This is a genomic window from Mesorhizobium sp. WSM3879, from assembly GCF_002294915.1.
Classification (GTDB): domain Bacteria; phylum Pseudomonadota; class Alphaproteobacteria; order Rhizobiales; family Rhizobiaceae; genus Mesorhizobium.
Window position 1 is genome coordinate 211881 of record NZ_NSFZ01000007.1, and the last position, 13526, is coordinate 225406.

The 13526-nt window shown below is 63.9% G+C and carries 13 protein-coding genes and 1 tRNA gene; 6 read left to right on the forward strand and 8 right to left on the reverse strand.

What is annotated here, in order from left to right:
- Positions 1-13: 13 nt before the first annotated feature.
- Positions 14-1072 (forward strand): sn-glycerol-3-phosphate ABC transporter ATP-binding protein UgpC, encoded by a 1059-nt coding sequence (ugpC, locus tag CK218_RS17940; RefSeq protein ID WP_095828421.1) that lies wholly within the window; start codon positions 14-16, stop codon positions 1070-1072.
- Between the two features lie 135 nt (positions 1073-1207).
- Here the strand turns inward: ugpC and CK218_RS17945 are convergent.
- Together CK218_RS17945 and CK218_RS17950 are read right to left on the reverse strand one after the other, a co-directional pair.
- A tRNA-Arg gene (locus tag CK218_RS17945) sits at positions 1208-1284 on the reverse strand.
- Between the two features lie 119 nt (positions 1285-1403).
- Positions 1404-2567, reverse strand: a complete 1164-nt coding sequence (locus CK218_RS17950) for a M20 aminoacylase family protein (RefSeq protein WP_095779321.1) — start codon at positions 2565-2567, stop codon at positions 1404-1406.
- Positions 2568-2782: 215 nt separating this feature from the next.
- Here CK218_RS17950 and CK218_RS17955 point away from each other — a divergent pair, with 215 nt between their 5' ends.
- Together CK218_RS17955 and CK218_RS17960 are read left to right on the forward strand one after the other, a co-directional pair.
- Positions 2783-3955 (forward strand): D-alanyl-D-alanine carboxypeptidase family protein, encoded by a 1173-nt coding sequence (locus CK218_RS17955; protein WP_095779385.1) that lies wholly within the window; start codon positions 2783-2785, stop codon positions 3953-3955.
- Positions 3952-5064 (forward strand): GTP-binding protein, encoded by a 1113-nt coding sequence (locus CK218_RS17960; RefSeq protein ID WP_095828422.1) that lies wholly within the window; start codon positions 3952-3954, stop codon positions 5062-5064. Before CK218_RS17955 ends, CK218_RS17960 begins: the two co-directional genes overlap by 4 nt.
- 19 nt (positions 5065-5083) lie before the next feature.
- Here CK218_RS17960 and CK218_RS17965 read toward each other — a convergent pair whose 3' ends face one another.
- The 5 genes from CK218_RS17965 to CK218_RS17985 form a co-directional block, all read right to left on the reverse strand.
- The gene (locus tag CK218_RS17965; RefSeq protein WP_066990371.1) at positions 5084-5323 is read right to left on the reverse strand and encodes a sulfurtransferase TusA family protein; all 240 of its coding nucleotides are present in this window, start codon (positions 5321-5323) and stop codon (positions 5084-5086) included.
- A gap of 12 nt (positions 5324-5335) precedes the next feature.
- Positions 5336-6655: a murein L,D-transpeptidase family protein gene (locus tag CK218_RS17970; protein WP_066990368.1), complete on the reverse strand. Its 1320-nt coding sequence runs from the start codon at positions 6653-6655 to the stop codon at positions 5336-5338.
- 300 nt (positions 6656-6955) lie between these two features.
- Positions 6956-7906, reverse strand: a complete 951-nt coding sequence (locus CK218_RS17975; protein WP_066990365.1) for an acetyl-CoA carboxylase carboxyltransferase subunit alpha — start codon at positions 7904-7906, stop codon at positions 6956-6958.
- A 99-nt stretch (positions 7907-8005) separates the two neighbouring features.
- Positions 8006-8920 (reverse strand): site-specific tyrosine recombinase XerD, encoded by a 915-nt coding sequence (locus CK218_RS17980; RefSeq protein WP_095828423.1) that lies wholly within the window; start codon positions 8918-8920, stop codon positions 8006-8008.
- Positions 8921-8929: 9 nt separating this feature from the next.
- Positions 8930-9082, reverse strand: a complete 153-nt coding sequence (locus tag CK218_RS17985; RefSeq protein ID WP_066990358.1) for a histidine kinase — start codon at positions 9080-9082, stop codon at positions 8930-8932.
- Between the two features lie 206 nt (positions 9083-9288).
- On the opposite strand from CK218_RS17985, the gene CK218_RS17990 reads away from it, so the two are divergent.
- Genes CK218_RS17990 through CK218_RS18000 form a run of 3 tightly spaced genes read left to right on the forward strand, consistent with a single transcriptional unit; the run spans position 9289 to position 11908 of the window.
- Positions 9289-9903, forward strand: coding sequence for a shikimate kinase (locus CK218_RS17990; RefSeq protein WP_095828424.1), 615 nt, complete (start codon positions 9289-9291; stop codon positions 9901-9903).
- A complete protein-coding gene (aroB, locus tag CK218_RS17995; protein ID WP_067319186.1) occupies positions 9900-11021 on the forward strand; it encodes a 3-dehydroquinate synthase in 1122 nt (373 codons plus the stop codon). Before CK218_RS17990 ends, aroB begins: the two co-directional genes overlap by 4 nt.
- Entirely contained in the window at positions 11018-11908 is an 891-nt protein-coding gene (locus CK218_RS18000; protein ID WP_095828425.1) for a transporter associated domain-containing protein, read from the forward strand. Before aroB ends, CK218_RS18000 begins: the two co-directional genes overlap by 4 nt.
- 60 nt (positions 11909-11968) lie before the next feature.
- On the opposite strand, the gene CK218_RS18005 is transcribed toward CK218_RS18000, so the two are convergent.
- Positions 11969-13513 (reverse strand): SpoVR family protein, encoded by a 1545-nt coding sequence (locus CK218_RS18005; protein WP_095824001.1) that lies wholly within the window; start codon positions 13511-13513, stop codon positions 11969-11971.
- Positions 13514-13526: the final 13 nt, after the last annotated feature.

Below are 13526 nucleotides of genomic sequence, written 5' to 3' on the forward strand. Positions count from 1 at the left end.
TCGGAGATACGCAATGGCATCGGTAAGCATCAACAACGTGCAGAAGGCTTTCGGAGCCACTCGGATCATCCACGATGTCAGCGTCGATATCGCCGATGGCGAGTTCGTCATCCTGGTCGGACCGTCGGGCTGCGGAAAGTCGACGCTGCTGCGCATGATCGCGGGGCTGGAAACGATCTCGGCCGGAAAGATCGCAATCGGCGAGCGCACCGTGAACAACCTCAGGGCACGGGACCGCAACATCGCGATGGTGTTCCAGAACTACGCGCTCTACCCGCACATGACGGTGGCCGACAATATGGGCTTCGCGCTCAAGATCAAAAAAGCCGATCCGGCCGATACCGCGAGCCGGGTGAAGCGGGCAGCCGGCATTCTCGGCCTGGAGAAGCTGCTCGACCGCTATCCGCGCCAGCTTTCCGGCGGCCAGCGCCAGCGCGTCGCCATGGGCCGCGCCATCGTGCGCGACCCGCAGGTGTTTCTGTTCGACGAGCCGCTCTCCAATCTCGACGCCAAATTGCGCGTGCAGATGCGTGGCGAGATCAAGGCGCTGCATCAGCGGCTCGGCACCACCACCATCTATGTCACGCACGACCAGATCGAGGCGATGACCATGGCCGACAAGATCGTCGTGCTGCATGACGGTCTGGTCGAGCAGATCGGCGCGCCGCTCGATCTCTACGACCGGCCGGCCAATCTGTTCGTTGCCGGCTTCATCGGCTCGCCGGCCATGAACTTCATCCACGGCCACATCGAGGAGGGCATCTTCCGCAGCGCCGGTGGGCTGACTTTGCCGCTGCCGCAAGACATCCGGCCGAGCGAGGCCGCGGGAAGGGAACTGGTTTACGGCATTCGTCCCGAGCATATCCGGGCGACCGGCCAGGGTCTCTCCGGCACAGTCACGCTCATGGAGGCGACCGGCTCGGAAATCTTCGCCACGGTCGACTGCGGCGGAGAGGTGATCTCCTGCCTTTTCCGCGAGCGGCTGGCGCTGAAGCAAGGCGAGAGCGTGCGGATCGAGATCGACCGCGCCTCGGCGCATCTGTTCGACGCCAAGACGGGCCGGCGCATCTGATTGCCGCTGTTCGCGCTCTCACCGCGGCGGCCAGGGAGTGCTTGAGATTCGAGGCGAACGGAAAGCAACGGGAGCCAGTTGCAAGAAAATGCAACATGGGAGCATTGCAAAAGTCAGCCAACCCTTTGACTTAGCTGGTGATCCCGACAGGAATCGAACCTGTGACCTACAGATTAGGAATCTGCCGCTCTATCCTACTGAGCTACGGGACCACGCGGCCCGACACATAAACGCTTCGGGCCGGTTCGCCAAGAGGCGTTACCGACAGATCGGCGCCGCGCCTTGCTCCATGGCGCCAATCGGCCGGGAAGGTCGCCTCCGGGCAAAGCGGTCAGGCGGCCAGCGCCGTCTCCGCCAACCTCACCCAATAGCTCATGCCGTGCGGGATGACCTCGTCGTTGAAGTCATAGGCCGGATGGTGAAGGCCGGCGGTGTCGCCGTTGCCGATGAAGATGAAGGCGCCGGGGCGCGCTTCCAGCATGTAGGAAAAATCCTCACCGCCCATCACCGGCTGGATGGCGCGGTGGACATTCGCGTCGCCGGCGACGCCGGCGGCAATATCGCTGGCGAAGGCCGTCTCTTCCGGATGGTTGAAAGTGACGGGATAGTTGGGGTCGTAGTCGACCTCGATCGTCGCGCCGAAGGCTGATGCGAGGCCAGCGCAAATGGCGCGGATTTTCTCTTCCGCTTTCCTGGCCACTTCCTTTTTCAGCGTGCGCACCGTGCCGGCGATCTCGGCTTTTTCCGGTATGACGTTGTAGGCATCGCCGGCATGGAATTTGGTCACCGACACGACGACGGCCTCGACCGGATCGGTGCTGCGTGAGGCAATGGTTTGCAAAGCGCTCACCAATTGGCTGGTAATGACGATCGGGTCGATCGTGGCGTGCGGCATCGCCGCATGGCCGCCATGCCCCTTGACGGTGATGGTGAATTCGGCGGTCGCCGCCATGATCGGGCCGGGCTTGATGGCGAACTCGCCGACGGGAAGGCCGGGCATGTTATGCATGCCGAACACCTTCGAGATGCCGAAGCGGTCCATCATGCCGTCCTTGACCATTTCGTTGCCGCCGCCGCCGCCTTCCTCGGCGGGCTGGAAGATCACCGCCACGGAGCCGGCGAAATTGCGCGTTTCGGCGAGATATTTGGCTGCGCCGAGCAGCATGGCGGTGTGGCCGTCATGGCCGCAGGCATGCATTTTGCCGGGAACGCTCGACGCGTAGGGCTTGCCGGTGATCTCGTTGATCGGCAAAGCGTCCATGTCGGCGCGCAGGCCGATGGCCGGACCCTCGCCCTTGCGGCCGCGGATAATGCCGACGACGCCGGTTTTGCCGAGGCCGGTCACAACCTCGTCGCAACCGAAAGCCTGCAGCTTGGCGGTGACGAAGGCGGCGGTCTGGAAAACGTCGAAGTTCAGTTCCGGCGTCTGGTGCAGATGGCGCCGCCAGCCCGCGACTTCTTCCTGCATTTCCGCGGCACGGTTGAGAATTGGCATAATCGTTCCATTTCTTTGTTGGGGCAGGCAGTTCAGGGCCGCTGCCCGGCAAGTGTGATCGTCTGGCGCTTTGCCATTTTGACGTCACATAGGGTAAATAGCACCGCATAATGCGGCCCGGAGTCGAGGGTCGGTCCGCAGTATGCTGGCCATCGCGCAGCGAAATCTTACGGAGCCAGCGGCAACTACGGCAAGAGGCGATTTCGGAATTGATCATGCGGCAAAGGCATTTCCTCAACCTATTGCTTGCGGGGGCGCTGGCGCTGCCGATGCTTTCCGGCACTGCGCGCGCCAATCCGGTGGTGCTGTTCGACCTGAATAGCGGCAAGGTGCTGGAGCATCAGGACGCCTTCAAGCGCTGGTATCCGGCCTCGCTGAGCAAGCTGATGACGGCCTATGTGGCGTTCCGGGCGATCGCCGCCGGCGAGGTGGCGCTCGATTCGCCGATTAAGGTGACGAAACATTCGGCCGGCGAGCCGCCGAGCAAGATGGGCTTCAAGCCCGGATCGGTCATGCGGCTCGACAATGCGCTGAAGATGATGCTGGTCAAGTCGGCCAACGACATCGCCATGGCCGTCGGCGAGAACATCGGCGGATCGCAGGCCGCCTTCGCCGACCGCATGAATGCCGAGGCCGCCAGGCTCGGCATGGTCGGAACGCATTTCGTCAACCCGAATGGGCTGTTCTCGCCCGACCAGTACACGACCGCGCGCGACCTCGCCGTCCTGGTGACGGCGCTTCGCAACGACTTCCCGCAATATGCGCCGTGGTTCTCCATCGAGGGTCTTGCCGTCGGAAAGAAGGCGATCCCGAACTACAATCTGCTGATCGGGCGCTATCCCGGCGCCGACGGTATGAAAACCGGCTTCGTCTGCTCCTCGGGCTTCAACATGATCGGCTCGGCGACGCGCGATGGCCGCACACTGGTTGCCGTGGTGCTCGGCGAAAAATCCGCCATCAGCCGCGCCGAAGCGGCGGCGAAGCTGCTCGACCAGGGTTTTGACGCGCCGGCGGCCGGGTCGACGACGCTCGCGGCGCTCAAGCCATATGGCGACACGCTGTCGCCCAACGACCTGCAGGACGAGATCTGCAAGAAGAAGCCGAAGGAACAGCAGTCGGAGGCGGCGCCTGCCGTCGCCGCCAAGGACAAGGCCAAATCGCCCTATCAGGTGAAACTCGATCACCCGACGTTGATCGCGGTCGGCCTTGGCGGGGCCACCGGGCCGGCGCCCAAGGCTTTCGTCGACCAGACCGATCAGAACTATGCCGATGTGCCGCTGCCCAGCTGGCGGCCCGACAAGCCTCTGCCGGCCGGCGCCACACCCGCCGCGACCGCTGCCGCTGCAGCGCAGGGGGATCAGCCGGCCAAGGCGGCAAACTCGCCATGACCGGGCGCAGCGGCTTTCCCATACCCGTCTCGGTGCTCACCGGCTTTCTCGGGGCCGGCAAGACGACGCTGCTCAACCGGCTGCTCAAGGATCCGGCGCTTGCCGACACGGCCGTCATCATCAACGAGTTCGGCGAGGTGGCGATCGACCATCTGCTCGTCGAGCAAGCCTCAGACGGCATCATCCAGCTTTCCGACGGCTGCCTTTGCTGCACGGTGCGCGGCGAACTCGTCGATACGCTGGCCGACCTCGTCGACCGGCTGCAGACCGGACGCATCGCCAGGCTGGCGCGCGTCGTGGTCGAAACCACCGGCCTTGCCGATCCTACACCGGTGCTGCAGTCGATCATGGCGCATCCGGCGCTGGTGCAGGCTCTCCGGCTCGACGGCGTCATCACGCTGGTCGACGGCGTCAACGGGGCGGCCACGCTCGATAACCATGTCGAGGCGGTGAAGCAGGCGGCCGTCGCCGACCGCATCGTGCTGACCAAGACCGATCTCGCCGAGGCAAGCGACGCCGGGGCCCTGCGGGCGCGACTTCATCAGATAAATCCGAGCGCGGTCCTGCTCGACGTCAATGACCCCGCTACCGGGGCAGCGTCGCTGTTCGATTGCGGCCTCTACAATCCCGAAACCAAGAGCGCCGACGTGCGGCGCTGGCTCGGAGAGGAGGCGGCGCATGATCATCACCACCATGATGACGGTCATGAACACAACCCCCATCATCATGATCACCGCCACGACGGCCGCGTGCGCTCCCACTCGCTCGTCCATGACGGGCCGGTGCCGTTCTCGGCGATCGAGATGTTCCTCGATTTGTTGCGCTCCACGCATGGCGAAAAACTGCTGCGCATGAAGGGCGTCATCGAACTTCAGGAGGATCCGTCACGGCCGCTGGTGATCCACGGCGTGCAGAAGATCCTGCATCCGCCGGCCAGGCTGCCGTCATGGCGAGACGGACGGCGCGGCACGCGGCTGGTGCTGATCACGCTCGACATGCCGGAAGATTATGTCCAGCGGCTGTTTTCCGCCTTCACCAACAAGCCGTCGATCGACACGCCCGACCGGGCGGCGCTCGAGGCCAATCCGCTGGCGATCGCCGGGCTGTAGCTCCAGAGGTCCGATTGGCCTATGCCGCGCCGCCGCGCTCCACCAGGAAGCGATGGCCGCCGTCGACCGCCGCCGTCTCGATCAGCTGATGGCCGGCATCGGCGCAGAAGGCCGGAATGTCGATCACGGCCAGCGGGTCGGTGGTTTCCAGCCACAGACGGCTGCCGGGCCGCATCGCGGCCAGACGCTTGCGTGCCTTCAGCACCGGCAGCGGGCAGTTCAGCCCCTTTAGATCGTAGGTAGCGGCGGACCCGGCCAAGATCGAGAAATCTCAGCCGCCGAACATGCCGAGCAGTTTCTTCTTCAGCTTCGAGACCGTGCCTTCGTCGGCACTTGCCGCCTGCTGCGTTTCCAGCGCCGGTTGCGCGGAAGCCGCCTCGACGCCTGCGGTGACCACCGGCTGCTGAGCCGCCTGCTTGGCGGCTTCCTTTTCGGCCAGGGCCTGCGCCTTGGCGGCTGCCTTTTCAGCCTGCGCTTGCGCCTTGGCGGCCTTGGCCGCCTCGATCGCCGCAAGCCGCTGCTCCTCGGCCTTGCGCTTGGCCTCCTTCTCCGCGTCGAGCGCGGCCATCTTGCGGCCGAGCGGGGAATCGATGCGGCCCATCCGCGTCGTCTCGGTTACCGAGCCGTCGGCATTCATCGACGGCGGGTCGATCGGCACACGCTCGCCGCGGGCGCGGCGCTTGGACCAGTCGGAAACGATGCTGGCTTCCTTGATGCCGGCGATGGCCGGCTTAGGCGGTAGTATGCTTCCCTTGACCGCGGAGTTGAAGGCGGCGTCGTAGCGCTTTTCGTAGTCGGCATAGGCCGTTTTCAACGAATCAGGCTGTGTCATTGCCGGGCAGGCGCCTGTCGGGTCGAAGGTGGTGCCTTCTGGCGCTACTTGATTGAAGACGTAGCGCTTCTCGCAGACGTCGACTTTCGGCGGGACCTTGGTGATTTCGAAATTGTCGTAGCCGACCTTCAGCATCTTCCAGAACTCGTAGTTCGGGTCGTTGCGGTAGCGCGCCATATTGGCGGCGGTCATGCGGAACGGGAAGGCCTGGATCTGGAACTCGGTCTGGCCGCCCTGGAAGGCATCGCGGCCGAAAGCATAGATCTGCTCGATCTGGGCATCGGTCATCGAATAGCAGCCGGACGAGGAGCAGGCGCCGTGCACCATCAAATTGGAGCCGGTGCGGCCGTTGGCCCTGTCGTAGGCGTTGGGATAGCCGATGTTGAAGGACAGATGGTAGTTCGAGCGCGGATTCATCTGCGACGGACGCACCGTGTAGAAGCCTTCCGGCGCCTGGCGGTCGCCCTCGGTGTATTTGGGGCCGAGCTTGCCCGACCATTTGCAGATGTCGTAGCTGGCGACGAGATCGTAGCGGCCGTTGGTCTTGGCTTTCCAGATCTCCAGCTTGCCTTCTTCCTTGAAGATGCGCGCCATCACCGAGGAGGTGCGCACCATGCCCTTGGCCTTCATGTCGGCGAGGATCTTATCCGGCAGGGGCTTGTTGGCCTCCGGCGCAAAATCCTTCATCGACGAATCATTGCAGCCGGCGATGCCTATCGCGGCGACAAGGACTCCGGTGCGGGCAAGCTTGGCAAACATCGATACGGCTTTGTCTTTTCTCTCAGGCCAACGGCCTCAGCATGGCCGGCCCGCAGGCTCAACACCAATGGACCGTAAGCCCGTTAACCTTGAAAATTCCTTACCGCAAGCAATAGCCAACCCCTCGCGGATATTTTCATTGAGCCGAATGCGGCGGCATTTTTGTGGCGAAATTGTTAATCGCCGCCATAGTTGCGGCGAACGGCCGAATTAAACGGGTGGCGCTGGGGCAGACTCACGTGCTTTGTTTTCATGCATGTCGTTTTCGCAAAACCACTGCACAGTTTTGCGCGACATGCATTAAAGGCTGCGGCCCATCGCCAGATACTTCTCGCGGCGCTGCTCGCGGAAATCGGTGTTGGCGCCGGCAAAGTCCTTCATCGTCTTGGCGATCAGGTCGCCGGTGGCGGCAATCACCGTTTCCGGCGCACGCTGGGCGCCGCCCATCGGCTCGGGTACGATGGCATCGATGATCTTCATTTCGAGAAGATCCTGGGCGGTGATCTTCATGTTGGTCGCCGCGTCCTTGGAACGGGTGGTGTCGCGCCAAAGAATAGAGGCCGCGCCCTCGGGCGAGATCACCGAATAGATGGCGTGCTCCAACATGTAGACACGGTTGGCGGTGGCGATCGCGATGGCGCCGCCGGAGCCGCCTTCACCGATGACCACCGAGATCGACGGCACCTTAAGCGCCAGGCAGGCTGAGGTCGAGCGCGCAATGGCCTCGGCCTGGCCGCGCTCCTCGGCGCCGACGCCGGGATAGGCGCCGGCGGTGTCGACCAGCGTCAAAAGCGGAATGTTGAAGCGGTCGGCAAGCTCCATCAGCCGAACCGCCTTGCGGTATCCCTCGGGCCGTACCGAACCGAAATTGTGCTTGATGCGGCTTGCCGTGTCGGAGCCCTTCTCCTGGCCGATCACCGCCACCGGCTCGCCGCGGAAACGGGCAAAACCGCCGACGATCGCCTGGTCGTCGCCGAAATTGCGGTCACCGGCCAACGGCGTGAAATCGCTGAACAAGCCCTTGATGTAGTCGAGGCAGTGCGGCCGGTCCGGATGGCGGGCCACCTGGACCTTCTGCCAAGGGGTGAGCGCCTTGTAGAGATCGCGCAGCGCATCGCGCGAACGCTTCTCCAGCCTGCCGATCTCGTCGGCGACATCGACCGCCTCGCCGTTCTCCGCGAGCTTCTTCAGCTCAAGGATCTTGAGCTCCAGATCCTGCACCGGCTTTTCGAAATCGAGGTAATTATACATGCTGGGGCGGACCGATCCGTCGGAAGGCAATGGCTGGCGGAACCCTGGAAATGCTGGCTCCGGGCGGTGGAACGTCGCCCTCACATAGCGATATGAAGCCTAGTCGGCAAGCGGATGATGATCGTTGACCAGCCGCACCAGCCGCTCCTCCAGCACATGAGTGTAGATCTGCGTGGTGGAGATATCGGCGTGGCCAAGCAGTTGCTGCACGGCCCTGAGATCCGCACCGTTCTGCAGGAGATGGCTCGCGAAGGCGTGGCGCAGGACATGCGGCGAGATCTTGGTCGCGGCGATGCCGGCTCGCGCCGCCAAGCCTTTGAGATCGCGTGCGAAAACCTGCCGGGAGAGATGACCGCTGTCGGAAGAGGCTGGGAACAGGAACGGGCTGTCGGCATAGGCCGGCACCTCCGCCCTGGCGGCAAGCCACGCCCGCATCGCGGCGCGCGCCTTGGCCGACAGCGGCACCATGCGCTCCTTGTCGCCCTTGCCGCGCACCATGAAGAAACGGTCGTCGCGCAGCGCCACCGTCACCGGCAGACCGACAAGCTCGGAAACGCGCAGGCCCGTGGCATAGAGCACCTCGACCAGCGCGTGCAGGCGCAGCGCCGCCAACCGGTCGCCGTCGGGCGCGGCCCCGCCCGCCTCCTCGGCCGCGCGGTCGATCAGGCGGCCCGTCTCAGCCTCGGTCATGGTCTTCGGCAGCGGCCGGCCCTTCTTCGGGCTGTCCAGCGTGCCGGTCGGGTCGTCGCCGCGCAGGCCCTCGGCATAGAGGAATTTGAAGAATTGGCGGATCGCCGACAATTTGCGCGCCTGCGAGGTCGGCGCAAAGCCACGCGCCGCGATGTCGTCGAGATAGGCGCGGATGTCGGCAGCTGCCGCTCCGGCCAGCCCGCCACCGATAGCTTCGGAGGCGTCTTCGAGGTCGCGGCGGTAGGAGGAAAGCGTGTTCTCGGCCGCACCCCGCTCGGCGCTCATCATCTCCAGAAAGGCTTCGATGCGGGCCGCGCTGTTCATTTGGCCGGGTCAGTTCTTCTTCGGATTGAGCTTTTCCGCGGGAATGCGCACGCTCATTTCGGCCTTTTTCGGCTCCACGAACATCGCCAGCGCGAACATCGCGCCATAAGCGACGCCTGCAAGAACCGCCAGCGTCACGACAAAGCGAAACAATGTCGGCATTCAGTCTTCGCCCGTCTTCTTGTTCTGCGATTCCAAACCCTGTGCCCTTATGGGACGCCATTCCGGCCAATTCAAGGACGAAGGGCTGGGGCAGAGGATTTGTCGAGGAAGCTTCTCGACGGAAGAGGGGCGATCTGGCCCGCCTGCGGCGGCCTGCTTGACGCAAACGGGCTTTTGATGTCGATACGGCGCAAAGAGGGTTCCGCATGAACGCGCTGCCAGCAAATCCGCCGGACGAAGGCCGTGTCGCGCTGCTCGAGCGGCTCGGCAGCCGCTCGATCGTCTTCGTCGGCCTGATGGGCGCCGGCAAGACCGCAATCGGCCGCAAGGTGGCGACGATGCTTTCCCTGCCCTTCATCGACAGCGACCAGGAGATCGAGAGCGTATCGCGCATGACCGTGCCGGAGCTGTTCGAGCGTTATGGCGAACCTGAGTTCCGGGCGCTGGAGCAGCGCGTGATCTTGCGTCTGCTCGAAAACGGCCCGCAGGTGCTTTCCACCGGCGGCGGCGCCTTCATGAACGCGCAGACGCGCGAGTCGATCGATGCGCATGGCGTCTCGGTCTGGCTGAAGGCCGATCTCGATCTGCTGATGGAGCGGGTTTCGAAAAAGCAGAACCGGCCGCTGTTGAAGAATCCGGATCCGCGCGGCGTTCTGGAGAAGCTGATGGGCGAGCGCTACCCGGTCTATGCCACCGCCGACCTCACGGTTTCGACCCGTGACGACCGCAAGGAAGTCATCGCCAGCGAGGTGGTATGCGCGCTTTGCGCTTACCTCGGGATCGCGCCAATCGCCACCAGCGACGACGAGGTGGAGCCGTGAGCCATAGCGAACCGGTGAAGGTCGAGGTCGGGCTCGGCGACCGTGCCTATGATATACTTATCGGGCCCGGCCTGCTTTCCGGCTCAGGAACCGAAATCGCAGGCCGCCTTCCCGGCACGCGCGCGGCCATCGTCACCGACGAGAACGTCGCCGCAGCGCATCTCGAAACGCTGCAGGCCGGCCTGGAAAAAGGCGGCATCGAGGCCGCCGTCATCACCCTGCCGGCCGGCGAAAAGACCAAGAGCTTCACCCACCTCGAGGAGGTCGTCGACGGCGTGCTCGCCGCCAAGCTCGAACGGCGCGACGTCGTCGTGGCACTTGGCGGGGGCGTCATCGGCGATCTTGCCGGCTTCGCCGCCGGCATCGTGCGGCGCGGGATGAACTTCGTGCAGGTGCCGACATCGCTGCTGGCGCAGGTCGATTCATCCGTCGGCGGCAAGACCGGCATCAACAGCGCGCGCGGCAAGAACCTGGTCGGGGTCTTCAACCAGCCAAAACTGGTGCTTGCCGACACCGGCGTGCTCGACACTTTGCCGATCCGCGAATTCCGCGCCGGCTATGCCGAGCTCGCCAAATACGGGCTGATCGACCGTCCCGGCTTCTTCGCTTGGCTGGAGGAGAATTGGCAAAAGGTGTTCGCCGGCGGCCCGGAGCGGACCGAAGCCATCGCCGAGGCTTGCCGCGCCAAGGCCGATGTGGTCGCCCGCGACGAGTTCGAGACCGGCGACCGGGCGCTGCTCAATCTCGGCCACACATTCGGGCATGCTCTCGAAGCCGCGACGAATTATGACGGTGCCCGTCTCGTCCATGGCGAGGGGGTCGCGATCGGCATGGCGCTGGCGCACCGCTTCTCCGCGCGCCTCAATCTGGCGAGCCCGGACGACGCGGAGCGCGTCGAGGCGCACCTTCGCGCCGTCGGCCTGCCCTGGCGGATGGCCGACATAGCGGGCCAACTGCCGGATGCCGAGACGCTGCTTGGCTTCATCACCCAGGACAAGAAGGTGTCGCGCGGCGCGCTTACCTTCATCCTGACGCGTGGCGTCGGCCAGGCCTTTATCGCCAAGGACGTGCCGCCCTCCGAAGTGCTGTCCTTCCTCAAGGCGAGCCATCCCGGATGATCGACTTCGGCTGGATCGCCGCAGCCGTCCTTGCCGCCGTGATCGTGCTGGCGTTTCTCTTGCGCACGCGGCTCTTCGCGGCGCTCGGCTACAGTCTGCGGCCGATCGAACGGACGGAGCCCGAGCAGGATGAGCCGGACGAGAACGGCGACGAGACCCGCCGCAACGGGCAGGCGCGCGAGGATCGCAACCGGCTGGGCGCGCTTTTCGAACTCGAGGAGCTCGAGGTTTCGGACGTGATGGTCCACCGCACCAACATGCGCTCGGTCAACGCCGACGATCCGCCGGAAATGGTGGTGCGCGAGATTCTGCAGAGCCCGCATACCCGCATGCCGCTCTGGAAAGGCTCGCTCGACAACATCGTCGGCGTGCTGCATGCCAAGGATCTGCTGCGGGCGCTCAACGAGGTCGGCAACGACTTTTCCAAGATCGACGTGACAAAGATCGCGTCGAAGCCATGGTTCGTGCCCGACACCACCACCTTGCAGGATCAGCTCAACGCCTTCCTGCGGCGCAAGGCGCATTTCGCCATCGTCGTCGACGAGTATGGCGAGATGGAAGGGCTGGTGACGCTGGAAGACATCATCGAGGAGATCGTCGGCGAGATCGCGGACGAGCACGATGTCGACATGCAAGGCGTCAAGCAGGAGGCCGACGGCTCGGTCGTCGTCGACGGCACGGTGGCGATTCGCGACCTCAATCGGGCGCTCGACTGGGATCTGCCGGACGAGGAGGCGACGACGATCGCCGGCCTGGTCATCCACGAGACGCAGACGATCCCAGATGAGAAGCAGGCCTTCACCCTCCACGGCAAGCGTTTCGTGGTGATGAAGCGCGACAAGAACCGCATAGCAAGGTTGAGGATCCGGCCCGCCGGCGAAGGTTAGGGTGTGCCGATCTTCAGGTGAGACCGGCCTGCAAAGGGCGGCTTCCTGCGTCTCCGGTGCTCAGAGTTCCTTGGTCGAGCGCTCGCTGAGCACGGCGCCGGTTTCGGCATCCATTGCCGCCAGGCTGACGTCATAACCCCAAAGGCTCCGGATGTGGCGCAAGGTCGCGTCGCGGCTTTCGTCCTCTAGCTGGATGCCGTCCTTGACCTTGTGCTGCAGCCGCAAATGCCGGTCTCCCAGAAGATCCACGTCGACCACCTGGATGTCGGGCCGGCTCGCCCCCACATCGTAGCTTCGGGCCAGCGCGGACCGTATCTTGCTGTAGCCGCGCTCATTATGGATCGAGGCGACCTCGTAATGCGGCTCGTCGGCGCCGTCGGCCAGCACGAAGAGCCGCCATTTCCGGATCAAAGCGGGGCTCAGATACTGGCGGATGAAGGATTCGTCACGGTGGTTGGCCCAGGCATCGAGCAAGGTGTCGCGCCAGTCGCCGCGGCCGGCGATGTCCGGAAACCAGTCGCGATCCTCTGCGGTCGGCTCGGTCGAGATGCGCTGGATGTCCTGCATCATGCCGAGGCCCAGCGCATAGGGATTGATGCCGGAATAACGCGGATCGTCATAGGCCGGCTGGAAAACCACGTTCGAATGGTTTCGCAAGATCTCGAGCATGGCGCCTTCGCTGATGCGGCCGCGATCGAAAAGCATGTTCATCAGGGTGTAGTGGACGAAAGTGGCGCAGCCTTCGTTCATCACCTGGGTTTGCCGCTGCGGGTAAAAATATTGCGCGATCACACGCACGATCCTGATGATCTCGCGCTGCCAGGGCTCAAGCACCAGGCTGTTCTTCTCGAGGAAGTAGAGCAGGTTCTCCTCGGGCAGATTGAGCGATTTCTTCCGCTCGGCCAAGCTTTCGTCCCCTGCCTCCGGCTTGTTCTTGTCCTGCGCGGTCGGCAGAGTACGCCACAAATCATTGTAGGAACGCTCCTCATATTCGAGGCGCTCGCGAAGACCTTCGCGCTGCTGTTCCGACGACAGCTTCGGCGGCCGATGGTAGCGGAACACGCCTTGCTCCATCAGCGCGTGGGCGGCATCAAGCACCGCCTCCACGGCCTGCAGTCCGTGCCGTTCCTCGCATCGGGCGATGTAGCCCTTGGCGAAGTCCAGATAGCTCAGGATGCCTCCGGCGTCCGTCCATTGCCGGAAGAGATGATTGTTTTTGAAGAAATGGTTGTGGCCAAGCGCGGCATGGGCGGTCACCAGGGCCTGCAAGGCCATGGTGTTTTCTTCCATGAGGTAGACGATGCAAGGGTTGGAGTTGATGACCAGTTCATAGGCCAAACCGCGCGCGCCCTTGCGGTAGAGAAGCTCGTTGTAGAGGAAATGCTTGCCGAACGACCAATGCCGATACATCAGCGGCATGCCGACCGAGGAATAAGCGTCGAGCATCTGCTCGGAGGAAATGACCTCCATCTGCACCGGATAGATGTCCAGGTGAAGCTCTTCGATCCCGATCGCCTCGATCTCGTCGTAGACCCGAGACAGTTTCGCAAAATCCCAGTCCGACCCGGAAAACAACAGTTCGGATTTGCGCGCCTGATTGACCATCGGCCTATGTCCC